The 15,943-nt window shown below is 40.5% G+C and carries 16 protein-coding genes; 5 read left to right on the top strand and 11 right to left on the bottom strand.

The window, feature by feature from the left end; all coding sequences use genetic code 11:
• Window positions 1-44: 44 nt before the first annotated feature.
• The 6 genes from ITJ87_RS12445 to ITJ87_RS18770 form a co-directional block, all read right to left on the bottom strand.
• Window positions 45-803 (bottom strand): glycosyltransferase, encoded by a 759-nt coding sequence (locus ITJ87_RS12445; RefSeq protein WP_057281177.1) that lies wholly within the window; start codon window positions 801-803, stop codon window positions 45-47.
• The gene (locus ITJ87_RS12440) at window positions 800-1,654 is read right to left on the bottom strand and encodes a glycosyltransferase family 2 protein (RefSeq protein ID WP_147336728.1); all 855 of its coding nucleotides are present in this window, start codon (window positions 1,652-1,654) and stop codon (window positions 800-802) included. The genes ITJ87_RS12445 and ITJ87_RS12440 overlap by 4 nt, the downstream gene beginning before the upstream one ends.
• Window positions 1,655-1,672: 18 nt before the next feature.
• Complete coding sequence (locus tag ITJ87_RS12435; RefSeq protein WP_057281179.1) at window positions 1,673-2,590, bottom strand: hypothetical protein; 918 nt, start codon at window positions 2,588-2,590, stop codon at window positions 1,673-1,675.
• 265 nt (window positions 2,591-2,855) lie between these two features.
• A complete protein-coding gene (locus ITJ87_RS12430; protein WP_117964392.1) occupies window positions 2,856-4,385 on the bottom strand; it encodes a hypothetical protein in 1,530 nt (509 codons plus the stop codon).
• 1 nt (window position 4,386) lies between these two features.
• Complete coding sequence (locus ITJ87_RS12425) at window positions 4,387-5,805, bottom strand: lipopolysaccharide biosynthesis protein (RefSeq protein ID WP_057281181.1); 1,419 nt, start codon at window positions 5,803-5,805, stop codon at window positions 4,387-4,389.
• 292 nt (window positions 5,806-6,097) lie between these two features.
• On the bottom strand, window positions 6,098-6,280 hold the full coding sequence (locus ITJ87_RS18770; RefSeq protein ID WP_230391778.1) for a hypothetical protein: 183 nt from the start codon (window positions 6,278-6,280) through the stop codon (window positions 6,098-6,100).
• 1,439 nt (window positions 6,281-7,719) lie between these two features.
• On the opposite strand from ITJ87_RS18770, the gene ITJ87_RS12415 reads away from it, so the two are divergent.
• Both ITJ87_RS12415 and ITJ87_RS12410 read left to right on the top strand, forming a co-directional pair.
• Window positions 7,720-8,349 carry a BT4734/BF3469 family protein gene (locus tag ITJ87_RS12415; RefSeq protein ID WP_172793028.1) on the top strand — a complete coding sequence of 210 codons (630 nt, stop codon included), beginning with the start codon at window positions 7,720-7,722 and terminating at the stop codon, window positions 8,347-8,349.
• 54 nt (window positions 8,350-8,403) lie between these two features.
• Entirely contained in the window at window positions 8,404-10,179 is a 1,776-nt protein-coding gene (locus ITJ87_RS12410) for a DUF3987 domain-containing protein (RefSeq protein ID WP_057281182.1), read from the top strand.
• Window positions 10,180-10,303: 124 nt separating this feature from the next.
• Here the strand turns inward: ITJ87_RS12410 and ITJ87_RS12405 are convergent, their stop codons facing one another.
• Window positions 10,304-10,522, bottom strand: coding sequence for a DUF4248 domain-containing protein (locus tag ITJ87_RS12405; protein WP_005829478.1), 219 nt, complete (start codon window positions 10,520-10,522; stop codon window positions 10,304-10,306).
• Between the two features lie 208 nt (window positions 10,523-10,730).
• Between ITJ87_RS12405 and ITJ87_RS12400 the strand changes: the two genes are divergently transcribed.
• Genes ITJ87_RS12400 through ITJ87_RS12390 form a run of 3 tightly spaced genes read left to right on the top strand, consistent with a single transcriptional unit; the run spans window position 10,731 to window position 11,779 of the window.
• Window positions 10,731-11,216: a DNA-binding protein gene (locus tag ITJ87_RS12400; protein ID WP_005829481.1), complete on the top strand. Its 486-nt coding sequence runs from the start codon at window positions 10,731-10,733 to the stop codon at window positions 11,214-11,216.
• Window positions 11,217-11,255: 39 nt separating this feature from the next.
• A complete protein-coding gene (locus tag ITJ87_RS19005; protein ID WP_005829485.1) occupies window positions 11,256-11,363 on the top strand; it encodes a smalltalk protein in 108 nt (35 codons plus the stop codon).
• A gap of 2 nt (window positions 11,364-11,365) precedes the next feature.
• Window positions 11,366-11,779 carry an N-acetylmuramoyl-L-alanine amidase gene (locus ITJ87_RS12390; RefSeq protein ID WP_057281183.1) on the top strand — a complete coding sequence of 138 codons (414 nt, stop codon included), beginning with the start codon at window positions 11,366-11,368 and terminating at the stop codon, window positions 11,777-11,779.
• Window positions 11,780-11,792: 13 nt separating this feature from the next.
• Here the strand turns inward: ITJ87_RS12390 and ITJ87_RS12385 are convergent, their stop codons facing one another.
• From ITJ87_RS12385 to ITJ87_RS12370, 4 genes are read right to left on the bottom strand one after another with little or no spacing between them, the layout of a single operon-like run.
• Entirely contained in the window at window positions 11,793-12,500 is a 708-nt protein-coding gene (locus ITJ87_RS12385) for a PIG-L deacetylase family protein (RefSeq protein WP_035457975.1), read from the bottom strand.
• Between the two features lie 7 nt (window positions 12,501-12,507).
• The gene (pseI, locus tag ITJ87_RS12380; RefSeq protein ID WP_016273592.1) at window positions 12,508-13,545 is read right to left on the bottom strand and encodes a pseudaminic acid synthase; all 1,038 of its coding nucleotides are present in this window, start codon (window positions 13,543-13,545) and stop codon (window positions 12,508-12,510) included.
• 27 nt (window positions 13,546-13,572) lie between these two features.
• The gene (locus ITJ87_RS12375; RefSeq protein ID WP_057281184.1) at window positions 13,573-14,637 is read right to left on the bottom strand and encodes an ATP-grasp domain-containing protein; all 1,065 of its coding nucleotides are present in this window, start codon (window positions 14,635-14,637) and stop codon (window positions 13,573-13,575) included.
• Window positions 14,634-15,926: a hypothetical protein gene (locus tag ITJ87_RS12370; RefSeq protein ID WP_081030666.1), complete on the bottom strand. Its 1,293-nt coding sequence runs from the start codon at window positions 15,924-15,926 to the stop codon at window positions 14,634-14,636. Before ITJ87_RS12370 ends, ITJ87_RS12375 begins: the two co-directional genes overlap by 4 nt.
• Window positions 15,927-15,943: the final 17 nt, after the last annotated feature.

Here is a 15,943-nt window from a genome sequence, read left to right as displayed (position 1 = left end):
ATTTTCAAAATTCTCAGTATAGATATACTACTCAATTTATAACCCTAAATTGAAATACCAAATTTTTTCCAATACCGCAATAATGACTTGAGAAATATACAAGCATACTTCAAAGAATATCTTGCCGATCGTGTCCCCTCATACTCAATTTCTGCCTCTGGAAAATAAACAACAGAATATCCTGCCAGATGCATTCTCTTGCACAAATCCATATCCTCGCAATACAAAAAGTAGTGCGCATCCAGCCCCCCTACTACCTCATAAGCCTGACGTGGTATCATCATAAATGCACCTATCACCCAATCTACCGACTGTATATTTAATGCAATTTCCACTCTCTCCATACCCAGCATCCGGTGCAAATGGCGACAAACAAAATTCATGGGTGTTATAAAACGACGAAAACTATCTTGTATTACACCCTGTACATTCTTTATCTGTGGTGCAATGACACCAATAGAATCATTCTGCATTAAATAAGCATACATCCTATCAACCCCCTTACCTAGTTTCACATCTGGATTCATTATCACTAATACATCACCACTAGCCACTTTCAACCCTTGATTCATAGCATATGCAAATCCACCATTCTGCTCATTGAATATCCACTTCAGCATACTATAGTCTCTCACCAGTTCTTCTTGTTTTATTTTAGAATAAACAGAGTTGGATGAAACAATAACTTCATATAAAACTTCCCTAGGAATATTCCGGGATATAGCATCTTGGCAAAGCAAGATTTCATCAATAGAATAATATTCTACAATGACAAAAGATAACTTTACAGAATTGTGAATCATTTTGTGATTAAAGTAAGTAACATTTTACTTCTATAATAGAATCCTGCTATTCTGGCAAAACATAGCTTTCCATCAAAATCAATTATTAAAGCTTTGAAAGCTCCCAATATTCCCATTATTATACAATGTATAGCCTGCTTATATTTTTTATGTTTGCAGAGCAAAAAGACCACACCTTCACCATATTTCTTATACCTTTCAATCAAAGCTTTTAAAGAAATTGTTGCAAATTTCGTATCGGAAGCCGGATGAAATGTGTGTAAATGCTGATTAAATACAAAAGGTCCAAATCGTTCACAGATTCTAAGAAAAAAATCACCATCCTCTCCTGCTCCATATTTGGCACCAACTCCCATTCTTTCATCAAAAAATCCAATTTCTATAAAATGGTCATATTGAATAATCATATTAACAGACATGGCATTTTGATAATTATTTGTTTTTTCCAAATAATTTAACTGCGGCATTTTCTGGTATGGTATATTTGTCCCCTCACAAAAAACGTTAATCAATGTATCAGAATACACTTCTGAGACAAAATTGTCAAAGAACTCTTTGTCAAATGTACTGTCATCATCAGGAAACATCACATAAGATGCTATCAAATTATGTTCTCTTATATATTTAATACCTATATTTCTAGCCTTTGATAAACTGCAAAGTTCTTCACACTTCAATTTGGTGATTGTAGTATAAGAAGTATCATAAACAACATCCAAATCAAAACCGCATTGAAATAAAATGATTACATGCACTCTTAAACTTTCATTGTTGCTTGCAATACTTGACAATAAATAATGAACATGAGAAAGAGATGTACAAGTTGAGATGAAAATTAAATCGTATCTCATGAATATGGAACAGTATTATTAGATTTTTTTACCAATATTTATTGATGGTGGCAATATAAAAAACCAACCCCACATTATAAAAAACACAAACGCATTAAAGCAGTGAACAAATACCATTGACAGAGCTATGAAAAAGAGCATTATGTTTATACTTTTTTTATCTTTTAAGTAACCCAATAAAAATATTAGTAAAAAGCATACAAAAGAAATCATCCCTAGCTCTACTAATATCTGTAAAAAATAGCTTTCAGTAGCTTCTGCGCTCTGTTCTCCTCCCAGGATCTGATGAGTCCCAGCACCATCTCCCCAAAAAGAAACCTTCTCAAGCAATTCCCGATAAACACTTAATCTACCTTCTTTTTCCTCTCCCGCAATATTTTCCACACTAACTATTCTAGACAAAAAAGAAACCTCATCTGAAAAATAAACCATTACTAAAAGTAAAACAACCGAAACTAAAAGTGTCATAATTTTACTTTTCATATTTCTTGTATTCAAAATATAATACCCCCCAAACAATAGAAGTATCAGAAAAAATGATTTATTACCTGAATGAGCCCCTGCAAATAAATAAATAGACATTAGGATCAAATTTAAGGCGTTTTTTTTGCTATAAAGAAAAAATGAGACTGCATACAATACCATAAACAAACCAAAAACTTGAGGTGATGATAAAATAGAAGTTGCCCTTAGATAAATCATCCAATTAGGAAACACGTCAGAAGTAGCTTTCAGTACATATGGATCAACAGGTCCACTCAAGTTTATAAATCCAAATATCCCCGGTGAAACATAGAATTGTATAACCCCTAATATAGCAATCAACAAAACCGGATATTTTAGCCCTAAAATAAGCTGCGGAAAATAGAGTAGCATTTTTCTTTCATCATATAGCAACCAATATAGTAATGGCAATGTATAAATAATCATCCCCATAATTATGGATATGGTTGCTTGAGATAATAAAAATAAAATGGAAGATAAAATGACACTAACTATATATATGACAATAGAAAAAAAATAGATTTTAGACTTACATAAAACTTTTCTTCTAAATAAAAGAGATAATCCTAATATCAAAAAGAAAAGATATGCGTATCGTATTCCATACCTAATAAGTATACTATTATAAAGTGCACATACCTCTACCAATAAAGGTATCCAATAATAGATTTTTCGCTCAGACAACATTATGAGGTTACTAAATATTATCTAAAACAATTTGCTCCGGAAATTTATTCTTGTCAGGAATAAATTTTGAAAATAATTTACGATACAATAAAGACTCCAATCTCGCTAAAAAAGAAGAATATAACAATTTATCATAAGAGAATGTATATATTGTTTTGAAAAGCATATTTCGTTTAATGAACGATATATCAACAAAATTTGCTCTATGGCATCTCACTTCCCTATCCAACAAATAGAACGCATATTTTAGAGCTCCTTCCTTAGCTAGAGGCTGCAAATCGGCCTTTATCATCTCACACAATTCTTCTATACTACTGGGAAGATAACATACGCCTAAATTATAGTATTCACTGGCAGACAAGAGTATAGATGGCTTTCCCCAATAGTTTGCCTCTACCCCCATAGTAGATCCAAATGAAATAACTTTATCAGCCGCATTCATCAACGAATAACTACTGATTTTTTCAGCTGGTGCAATAACTATAATATTATCAAACTTATCAGCCAGCTCCAATAAATCATTCACAAAAGGGTTATCTAATTGGGACAAATTAGGGTGCATACGCAGATAAAAACAGAAATTTCGTTCCCCTATAAAGTGTTCTAATATAGAGCAAATGCCTACATACTGAGATTTAAACAAAGAATAACTATCATAGTCAGCTCCGATAGCAGCGAGTTCGTCATCTGAAGAATTGAATATAACAATATTCCTCTTTTGCGAATCCCATTTTTGAGGAAGTAACCCTATTTGTTGCTTTTTTACATAAGATTTATCAATAACACAATCTCCTCCTTTTTTCCATTCATAAAAGTGGCTCCCAATTTTAATTTTTTCTTTTTCTGAAAGCGACGACTGATTCCATGTATCATAAACTTTTTTCGTTTTATTATTGATATCAAATGCACTACAATTAAAAAAAGTTTCAATAAAAAATGGCTTTTTACATCTAGGGCCATCCAGCACTTCTTTTATCTGGTAATCTATATGATGCTTCCTTGCTATTTCTATGCATATGGCTGCATCAAAATAACGGCCATTAAAAACTACGATACAATCTGGTCTGCAATCCTTTACAATCTTTTCAAAACAAATAAATCTCTCAATTACTTGTGAAACTAATTTTGAATAATATTGTTTATGTCTCTCCGAAAAAGACATTATAGAATTTCTTGTTGCTGAAATATAGGCCGATGCTATAGAATAACCTAGGTTACAACCCTGAAATGTAAAGTCTTTCAATTCATCTATATCACAGAACAAATATTCTTTTGCATCTTTTACACACTTATTTTTATCAAATAAAGGTATAGTAGTCAAATGCTTTGAGTATTTACCTAAAAGCCTATGAACTCTATTCACACAATTCTTACAAATTACAGAATTAGAGCTCAGATTGGAGATACAAGATTGATATTTAGCATTACAATATACCCATACTATTTCATCCCCCTTTTCATTTAAAGCCAAAGATTCATTTAATAACACTCCCATATGAGGCATTGTTATAGAGGAACCTCCATAAAACAAATATTTCATCCTACAAAAATTTTAGTTTATATGAAATTTTACTTATATTAGAAATAATAATTACCATGATTAATAAAGTCATCGATAATTTAGCCATAAAGTACTTTGAAAGAATTATAGATGTCACCAATGCAAAAACAGATATCAAAAACAATTCTACCAATTTAGACCTATTACCTAACCATAACGAAATTTGCTCCTTATAATACCTGATGAAAAATGGGATAAACATTTGAGTCCAATAAGAAATCAAGGTTGTAATCACAGCAACTCTATAGCCAAACAATGGGATAAAAATCAAGAGCAAGATAATATTCAAAAGACCGGGTATAAATACTAACCAGAGTAATTGCATAGTATCTTTCTTTATAAAACAGATGTTTGACATAAAAACATATAACGGGAATACGCAGTTAGCAAAACATGATATTTGAGAAATAACCATACTTTCTTGCAGACTCTCATTTCTTATCAAAATGCTATAAATCTCCGGCATCCACAAACAAAAAATAAAGATAGATACCAATGCTATAGATTGACACAAGAAAAATAAGAAACGATAACACATATAATTTTCGCTTCTAAAAGTAGTCTGCATATAAGGAGCAAGTGCAAAAGCCAAAGCTGTTGTCACAATAGTTATATAATCACCTAAAATATAACCATTGGAATATATGCCAATATCTTCTATAGGTATCTCATAGAGAGCCATTATTATCCTACTTGAAGAGGACAACAGCAGAAATCCTAAAGCATGAGGAACAACCGGTAACGATATCTTCAGTAATTTGAAAATTCTTACTTTAGATATCTCAATTCTTGGATAAAGTTTCTCTTTCATCCACAAAGGGTAGATAAAAGAAAAGAAACAAAACATATAGTTCAGTGCAGAACCAAGAACAAATCCTAAATATCCAATTCTTAAGTATCTAATAGATATAAAAGTTACCGCAATCCCAATTAAACCACCTACTAATGTTCTTACAACAAAAGGAATAGGAGTTCCACGCAGTGTATATAGGCATTGTCCCATCAAATTATTAGCATTGAATTGCAAGCTAAAAACAGACAACAAAGCTAATAATATACGATTATCAAAATCTAAATTATCAAATGTACTCCAAATAATAAAAAATAGAATACACGAAAAAAAAGTAGATAATAATAGTAATAGAAACAAAATACGCCCCCAGACAAGTCTATACTTATCGCCATATTCATAATACGAATTGCTTAAGTGCATGTGCAATCCCAAAGTATATATAGATATAAAGATACCCATATAACTTGAAATAATCCCCCATACGCCATAATCGCTAGCTGACAGATAAGGGGTCACTAAAGGAAGTATAAGTATATTTATAAATGTCGGTAATTTAGGGACAATCCCAAACCATATAGATTTGGCAAACAAAGAAGATATATTCATATTACTAAGGTAACCTATGAAAGACTAGCAATCAATCGTAAGCACTCTGTTTAGGGCATACCGTTAATACTCAATTTTGAGCATATCCTTTTTATAAAGCACCAGAATGGATGCCTAAAAAAATACTATCAAATTCAATTGATTTTTAACTATTGACATACAGCCAAGTCTATATTTTACGGTGACAGACTCAAAGATATCTTGTGCATCCGAACCGGAACCATCCTTTTTACGGACTATTTCTTCGAACCGAAACAGTATTTGCAGATGGATTCGAATTGTTCCTTCAGCTTTATATCTCACAGTCCAAGGATTTACACAAGTTACGCTCTTCCTCAAGAAGAGATTGCAACTCATTTGATTTTTCTAACATCTGATTGGAGTGGGGTAACTCTCTGCTCAGATCCTCCAACACCAGTCTCATCACACGGTTATCCAGTTCCGCATTTTCCAGACGTTCGATCAAGTATTCCACATACTGGCTCTTCATTTCATCAGACATATCCTCACAGCAGCAAAGGCACGACGCGAGAAGGTCTCATGCGCCAGAAGCTCGCGCTTCTGAACTATCAACTGTTGTAATTTGTCCGTATCCATATCCCGCTTTTTGCGATATAAATATACAAAAAACTTGATATAACCATATAAATATAGGACATAATCATCTTATTTTTAATGATTTAATCACAGAATTATCTAACTGAAAGACCACGTCCTTCCAGTCTATCCGATAGACAACCTCGTTACCTCCGTCATCTTTGATTATCAAACTGATAGCTCGCAATAAACTTTTTCTCGAAAAGACTATAGGAACGATTATCATAAGCGAACAGGCAAACGATACGACGGTCTTTCAACGACGATATAAATGTCATACTCGACACGGGTCTTCCTGTTTTTGGTTCGGACGGTATAGGTCCAGAGAATCCAAATCCTTTGGGAGGATATGTAGGCCACTACTCAAAGTTAGCTCCACGGATATACGCACAGGAAGTACCCTCGGGGCTTTGTACGGCTTCCGGTGTCTGTGCCCAACAAGAGGGAATAAGGACTCGCCTTCTTTACAGTTTTTCCCCCTGAAAGAGAAGACGGCACGGACTCCGGTATTGAACCTGAGGGACACCGTTCACCTGAACTTCTACTATTTTTCTGTGGGTATCCTTATACCATTTATGAAAAATGTTGTAAGGGACGTTATTCTTTGAACAGAATGCCTGAAGAGACATTCTATGAGGAACGGCCTCTGTTTGGTACTAAAAATAAAGTAACAGTTCTTTGAAATCCGGCAGTTTAACCGCCATATCCCCCCCTTCTTATGAACATGAAAAGTTTGTATCAATAGAAACAAGGGAACTGACTGTACTCCCCAAAGAGAGAACAACAAGCAATTTTATATCAACAAACAATGAGCCAATACTACAAAGAATATGCTAACGCCTTTCAGATAATCAATGTAAGGATCATATCCTTCTGTTTTAAGTGGGACAATAAAACAGCTACCTTGTTTTCCTAGACTCCAGCCATTTCTCCACCCATTCCCCCGCCAATTTCCTGATTTCGTCATCACCCAGTTCCTCCAGTTCATCGATATAGTATCGCAGAAGAGTTTCGTATGTACTAAGTGAGGCGTTGCACCCTTTTTTTTAAGTCTATGTACGTGGATGGAGAAATATGCAAATCCTTGCAAAGAGTTTCAATAGTGACTCCACTCTGTTTTCTCGTTCGCTCGATAAAAAAGCCCAATGAAGGGTGAATAAAATTTTTGCCCATTTAGATAAATTTTAAGTAATTAGATAGAATATTATGTTATATATTGTTATTATTTACTTTGTTCCTTTAAAATCTTTCTTACATGTGGGAAAGATTCAACGAAAGAGAATGAATACCTTTGAGCCAACTATTTAAACGTATAATATGCCAAAATCTTTTAAAATGTCGCTTTTCATGCCACCCATCTCACCGATGAAGGACGGAGCGACCGGGAAAATCGTGAAAAGCGCCACGCTTACCCCCCTGCGTACTTTAGAACTGAACGAAGTTTACCAACTCATCACAGCCAACAAACGGCTGATCACCCTAACACAAGCCATCCGCGAAGCTGCCCTACAAGGCGATGATAACAACTGCCGGATGCTGAAACAGCAAACCTTACCCTACGTCACCCCCTGCGGCGTATTCACCCGACGACGGAGCGACTGCCTAAAGCTACCCTCCGGACTGGTGGTGGTGGACGTAGACCATCTCGACTCGCCTGACGAAGCCGGACGCCTGAAGCAACTACTGTTCAAAGACCCTTACCTCGCACCGGTACTGGTGTTCATCAGCCCTACCGGACGAGGTGTAAAGGCTTTTGTACCCTGCCCTATCGGAAAAGACAGCACGGAGGCGGTGCGCTGGGCCATGAACTACGTCCACTGCATGTATGACGCCGAAAACACACAACCCGGAAAAGGAGTGGACACTTCGGGGAAAGACCTCGTACGTGCCTGTTTCCTCTGCCATGACCCGAAGGCACTGCTCAGAGAAGTTGTGAATTTCGAATGATGAGTCATTGCAAATCACCGACTACAAATTACTAATTATAAATTACCAAATCCGATGGAACCACTATCTTCATTGCACCTTCTGGCCGAAGCAGTCAGAAATGCAGGAGCAGACATTGCTCCAACCTATCAAGAATATATACAACTGGCATTTGCCATTGCCACCGACTGCGGAGAAGCAGGACGGCATGATTTTTTAAGTCTGTGCAGCCTGTCGTCCAAGTACGACCAACGGGCAGCCGACAAGCTCTTCAGCAATGCCCTGAAGACCGGCCGTAACGACGTGCATCTAGGAACCGCCTTTCATCTGGCCGAGCTTTGCGGCGTGAAGATTCAGCATGAAGCCGCACCCGCCATTGGTACACTTGGTACACAAAGTTCACCCCTCTCTTCTACCTCACACACGCGCGCACGCGAGGAAGAGTCCGCATCGGGCATTGAACCACTGTCTCCATTACCCACTTTCGACGAACACCTCCACTGGCCTTATCCCCTGAATCGCATCATGAGCTGCGGAACCTCCCTCGCCCAATACGATGTACTGCTACTGGGTGCCATCACCGTATTGGGTGCCAGTATGGGAAAACACGTCCGATGTTCCTACGGAGGAAAAATGATGTCCCCCTGCCTGCAAACCTTTGTAGTAGCCCTACCTGCATCCGGCAAAGGAGTGCTCTCCTTGGTACGCCTGCTTGCCGAGCCCATTCACGATGAAATACGTGGGCAGGTAGACGAAAGCATGGCATGTTACCGCCGCGAAAAAGCAAAATACGACACACTGGGCAAGGAACGTGGAAAAACGGAGACTCCCGTAATGCCTCTCAACAAGATGTTCCTCATCTCGGGCAACAACACCGGAACCGGCATCCTGCAAAACCTGATGGACTCCGACGGTACCGGACTGATATGCGAAAGCGAAGCCGACACCATCTCCACCGCCATCGGTTCGGAATACGGACACTGGAGCGACACCATGCGCAAAGCCTTCGACCACGACCGACTGTCCTACAACCGGCGCACCGACCACGAATACCGAGAGGTAAAGAAAACTTATCTTTCCGTACTTCTGTCAGGCACCCCCTCACAAGTGAAACCCCTGATTCCCACTGCTGAGAACGGGCTCTTTTCTCGCCAGGTATTCTACTACATGCCTGCCATACATCATTGGCAAAACCAGTTCGACCGCAATGACAGCGATCTTGAAGATACCTTCAAGGCTCTGGGCATGGAATGGAAGGACAAACTGAAAACCATTGTCATGAACGGAATATTCACCCTTCACCTTACGGACGGACAGAAAGATGAATTCAACCGGCTCTTCTCCCGGCTTTTCGTACGCTCCGGACTAGCCAACGGAAACGAGATGTCAAGCAGCGTGGCACGTCTGGCCATCAACATCTGCCGCATCATGGAAGTGGTGGCCATGCTCCGCGCAATGGAACAAGGGGAAATCACCGCCTCGCCTTACGTGTCGCCCGACCCTCACACAGCCACAGACAATCTGAAAGACCACATTGTCAGCCGATGGAATCTCCTCATTGCTTCCGATGACTTTCATGCCGTACTCTCACTGGCCGAAAGCCTTTATCGGCATACCACCCATATCCTCTCCTTCCTGCCCAACACCGAAGTGACAAGCCGCGGCAATGCCGACCGGGATGCTCTGGTAGACAGCATGGAAGAAGAATTCACACGGGCCTCTTTCCTGCAGAAAGCCGGAGAGATGGGCATCAAATCGGAAACCGCCTCCACCTGGCTCAAACGCATGCAGAAACACGGGCTGGTGGAAAATGTAGATGGCAAGGGAAACTACCGGAAACCAAAAGTCTGACATTCACTTCGCTTCACGCACGCGTATGTGTGTGAGGCGAAAGGATGGATGAACCTCTGTACCAAGTGTACCAACCTCACCTTTACGCTTCCCGGCCTGACCTTTACGCCATCCAACCTCAGGTTTAAGGCTCTCCCAGTGCAGCCACTATCAGCCGCACCTGGGCAGGCGTATAAGAGCGGGAACGGGAAGAACCACCCAAGGCGGAAAGTCCGTCACGCAAATCGGGACAAAGGTCTATCCAGTGTTTCAGTTTGCGGAAGGCAGCCTCCGGACAAAGATTGGGACAATAGATTTGGGCCAATTCAGTACGCCCGTATGTACGTATGACAAAAGAATCCATAGTTGACAGTTACGATTTATATTTCATCAAAAGTAACTATAAATCATGACATTATCAAACTTACAAGCGTAAATAACCGACTAAAACAGACCCAAACAGACGAGAACCTGCAAAAACCGGCAAACGCCCGTATCCACAGCCTTATCTTTGCATCGTTGAGTTCAACACAGCAAATGTTTTTATCCTTTAACTTCTAAATTTTAATTGTATGATTCGTTACAAAAAGTATCAAGTGACGGGCGAAGACAGCCCGCTGAAAGGCCTCTGGTATGCACGCCCCGTAATCGAAGAAACCTTCGACATCGAAAAATTGGCCAAGCACATGTCCAATCACAACACCCCCTATTCGAGTGGTGTCATCAAGGGGGTACTGGCAGACATGGTTTCCTGCACCAAAGAATTGATTCTGGACGGCAAGAACGTGAAACTGGATGACCTTGCCATCTTCTCCGTAGGAATCGTCAGCAAGAAAGGGGCGCAATCCGCTGCCGACTTCTCGCTGGCCAACAACGTGAAGGGGCTGAAGCTCCGCGCCCGTGCCACCGGCGAACTGAGTAATGCCCAAATCAACCTGGATGGACAGCTGAAAGAATCTTCCCTGTACACCGTAGGTGGAAAAGCTCCCGATGGCAGTGGTTCCGACGGCGGTTCCGGAGGAAGTGACGGCAATCAGGGCGAGAATCCGTTAGGATGAGAATAATTACAAATTACTAATTATCAATTACCAATCATCATGAGTGAAGACAAAAAGTCAAAATCCGTATGGGGCATTGTCCTCAAAGTAATCATCACCGTAGCTACCGCCATAGCGGGAGCTTTAGGTCTGGGCGCTTGCAAATAGCCATGCGTACGATTACCCTGCTCATTGTTCATTGCTCAGCCACGCCTCAAGGCGTGGCCCTGGGCTTTGAGGATTGCCGCCGCGACCACATCCACCACCGCGGCTTCCGTGACATCGGCTATCATTTCTATCTGACCCGCAACGGCGAAATACACCGCGGCCGCCCGTTGGAAAAAATAGGTGCGCATTCCCTCAATCACAACCGCCATTCTATCGGCATCTGTTATGAAGGAGGACTGGATGCTGCAAGTTTTCCTGCCGATACCCGTACATTGGAACAGAAGGCTTCGTTACTGGCACTACTACGTGAGTTGAAGCGTATCTTTCCACGGGCGCTGATTGTGGGGCACCATGATTTGAATCCAGCGAAAGCTTGTCCGTGCTTCGATGCGGAAAGGGAGTATAGGGGGCTCTAAAAGGCTCCCTTCTTCATTCTATCATCCGCACTATCTGAAATGCCTCGGCCAAGTGTTTGCCTACGGTATAGCCGCGAAACCGGGCAAGGGCTTTCAATGCCTCCGAAGAGCGCGGATGCGGAAAAGCACGGCTCTCAAACTCATAGGCTGCCATGGCAGCACATTTTGCTTTCAAATCATCCTCCGAAATCTCCATATAGAAATTGGCAGTGAAATGGCGTGGGTCGCAAGTAGCCTGCCACTCACTGGCTGATGGGGTCTCGAATGTAAAAATAGCCTTCACCGGTTCGTCCTCCATAGGGCGTGTGGCAGTCATCACTGCTTGAAAAGTCATCTGATGGTCAATATTAAGGTCGCCACCATGGTGGGTAAAGATAAAGTCCGGACGAAACTGTTCCTTCTCATGCTCCACTACCTTTACGATATCAAGCAGTGCATGGCTGTCAAAACGATTGTCGGAAAAATTATATGCCTGCACGCTGTGATAGCCTATCAACTGCCGCGCCGTCTCCACATTCTGATGATGCCTTTCCAAGACTTCCTTCCACTGTTCCGTGTCACGGGTATCTGAGCGTGAAGTAATCCCCTCTCCCAAAATGATGACCCGGGTCTGTACTCCTTGTGTCTTGACTAGTTTGTGCATGGTAGCGCCTAGGCCCAGCAGTTCATCATCGGGATGGGCGGCAACAACCATGATACGTTTATTTGTAAATAGAGACATAAATATATTACTGAACGTACTCCATTTTCATTGGAGTACCACGTTTGACATCACGATTGACAGTTCTACCTAGAAGTTCATCCAAATATCGCGGATGCAATCCTTGCCCTGGCCGAATAGAGCGTAAGTTATTAGCCGTAAGCGTTTCGCCGGCTTTCACATCCTCAACAATAAACAAAGAACGAGCGAAACCTCTATTGAACCGTGCATGTTCGTTTAGTTCATATTGTACAGTGCCTAAAGCCTTTTCTGTATTACGGATTTCATCTACCATCGTCTTGAACTCATCCGGCTCCATTGAGAAAGCAGCATCAGGGCCTCCCATTGCCCTACTTAAAATGAAGTGCTTTTCCACAATCTTTGCTCCTAATGCCACAGCGGCAACAGCAACAGAGTGTCCCATAGAGTGGTCTGAAAGGCCCGCCACAACTTTAAAGCGCTTGGTCATATCGGGAATTGTCAAAACATTAGCTTCTTCTAAAGGAGTGGGATAAGAAGATGTACACTTCAGAAGAGCAATCTGATTATTACCCTCGCTACGGCAAATATCAATGGCTTCTTGTATGTCAGTCATCTCGGCAATTCCTGTAGAAATAAGAATAGGCCTGCCTTTTGAGGCCATTCTGCGAACAAGAGCTGTATCTGTAATCTCGAAACTTGCAACTTTATAAGCAGGAACGTTCATCTTTTCCAGAAAATCAACTCCTTCCAAATCTGATGGTGCTGAAAAGAACTCCATATCCAAATCATGGGCAACTTTCTGCAATTTGGGCAACCACTCCCAAGGCGTGTATGTTTCCTTATAGAGTTTGTTCAATGTCTTCCCGTCCCACAAAGTGCCTCCACCAATTTGAAAATATTCATTATCACAATCAATGGTAATACCTCCGTCTGGATTGTCATTCTGTACTTTTACAACATCGGCACCTGCCTTTTTCATTGCCTCGATGGTACGGACAGCAATATCAAAGCTCTGCAAATGATTACAAGACAGTTCTGCCAAAACCAGCGTTCTGTCCAGTTTATCAAAATTGATTTCTACCATATCTATATCTATGCAAATATACTATATTTAGAATTTGATGAGTTCTCCTTCAGAGTTAGTAAAATACTCCAAGTATCTACGTTTCATACGGGTGCCAAACTGAGGCGAGACATGGGGCAATGGTTCGCCTAACAATTGTTTAATGCGGAGATAAGGCAAATTTACTCCACCTGCTGCAATTACAGATACCGTAGCCGTCAAACGAGGATTAATATCCATTAAAACTGCCGTTCCATCTGCACTGCGCATAAAGTCAAAACCCACATTACCATCCATGTGCATTAAGCGCACCACATCGCTACATATTTTATAAGCTTGCCAGTCATAAGCCAATACGCTTTCCTGTGCAATACTCATAAGGCTAACGACATTTTCACGGCCTACCTGATAGATTACAGTACCCTTATGAGCCAAAAGGTCAACTGTGTATTCATTACCTGGCATGAACTCCACCAACATAAGCTCATCCAGCACATCCACTTCTTTCAAAATGCTCAGCATATCATCGTAAGAAGTATAGAAACTGTTGGGCTTCTCATGGGCGAATAGCTGATAACGGGACTTGTTCGCATCAATAATTCTTACACCACGGCTTCCACTACCATTGACTATTTTTAGGCATACAGGTTTTTGGGGATAACCCATATACTTACACCCTTCAACAAAGTCATTGACTGTATGGACTGGATAATATTCAGGCACCGGTATCCCTGCCTCTGCAAGCATTTGGTATGTCTTAAGCTTGTTATTTGCCACATCTACAGAATTGCTGTTGGAAACCGACAAAGTGACCCCTATCCGCTTGAAATCGTCCCATCGTTTCACCAATGCACTCACTTCCGCCGAAACTCCCGGGAAATAGATATCTACATGTTCTTTCTTGCAAATATCGAGCAATATGTTACAATAATCAGGATGAGTAGCTGCAGGTACTTGATAAAAAGCGTCAACCATATACCTGGCAGAAGGTTCATCAGACATATCCACACCTACTACCCTAATTTTACGTTCTCCATTATTTTTGAAGCAAGCTATGATGCCGGGAATAGATGGTGAGCCACTGGCGGAAATTAATACTGTGAGGTCTTTCATTGCTTCTCTGTTATAAAAGTGTTGAACACATCATCAAAAGTTTCTGCCCGTTTGATTACCTTAATCGTGCCATCTTGCGAATAACACAACATTTGGCAATCCGGTTGGATAAACGGTGGTTTTGATACGATTGAATAGCCCCCCACATTACCAAAGAGCAAAATGTCACTTACAGAAACAGGTTCCTTAAAGTCATGATATAAACAATCTTGTTCCAAACAAGTGTATCCCATAATATCTGTGATTCCCGAACTATAATTCGCATTGACAGAACCTGCAGAATGGACCACTCGATAAGGCACTTCCTTGAACTTGCAAATTTCACCGGCATTGTAATAGCAACTGTCCACGGTTACAAATTGTTTACCTCTAATAGACTTGATATTATCCACACGGGTTGCCAGTGATATAAACTTTGATATGAGGGTAGTACCCGGTTCTGAAAACAGAATAGGTTTCTTTTCTGAACCAGAAAAGAACTGCGCCATAGTTCCAGCCACTACGCGGGCGTAATCATCATAAGTCGGAACATGATCCCCAAACTGAATAGCGAGAGAAGGATCCATTTGTCCGAACATACCACTTCCAACGTCAACGTAGTCTACGGCTCCGTCAAAATAGTTAGAGATGACATCCAATAAACCGTCAATTCTATTTTGCCAAGCCTCTAATCCCCGTGCACGACTTATATGGCAGTGTACACCGCTCAAAACGACATTGCCGCATGCCTTTAGACAATCAATCGTACGTCGGAAAGATTCACTGTCTTTTTCCAGACCAAAACGTGAAATGTATCCAGCACCAATATCCATGTTAACACGGATACCGACCCTTATAATCTTGTTTGAATGAATGCGGGATATTTCAACGACACGTAAAGCTTCATCCTCACTGTCTATATTAGATATGCCCCCATTAAGAATATGCTCCTCCATACAACGGCCTTTACAAGGTCCGTTATAAATAATCTGACTGTCCGGATAGCCCAATCTTTTTGCTAAAGTATATTCCATATCGGACACAACCTCGGCATATCCCCCCATCTGTTTAACTAAATTACATATGTAGGGGGTATAGTTGGTCTTATAAGAGTAAGAAGGAATATAGTTATCGTAAACAGCACGGAAAGAGTCACATAATGATTGGAAGTTTTCACAAAAATCTTTTTCATGAAACAAATAGAATGGGGTTCCATAATCATGGACTAATCTTAGGATTTCACTATCCAATGCACTTTTCGTATCGGGATCCTTGGTATAAAACGGAAAATCTAACAGATATTTATTCATAAAAACAGTTTAAAATT

This window comes from Bacteroides sp. HF-162 (assembly GCF_015679285.1).
Lineage (GTDB): Bacteria > Bacteroidota > Bacteroidia > Bacteroidales > Bacteroidaceae > Bacteroides > Bacteroides uniformis.
This window is presented reverse-complemented; position numbering and strand designations above follow the sequence as displayed.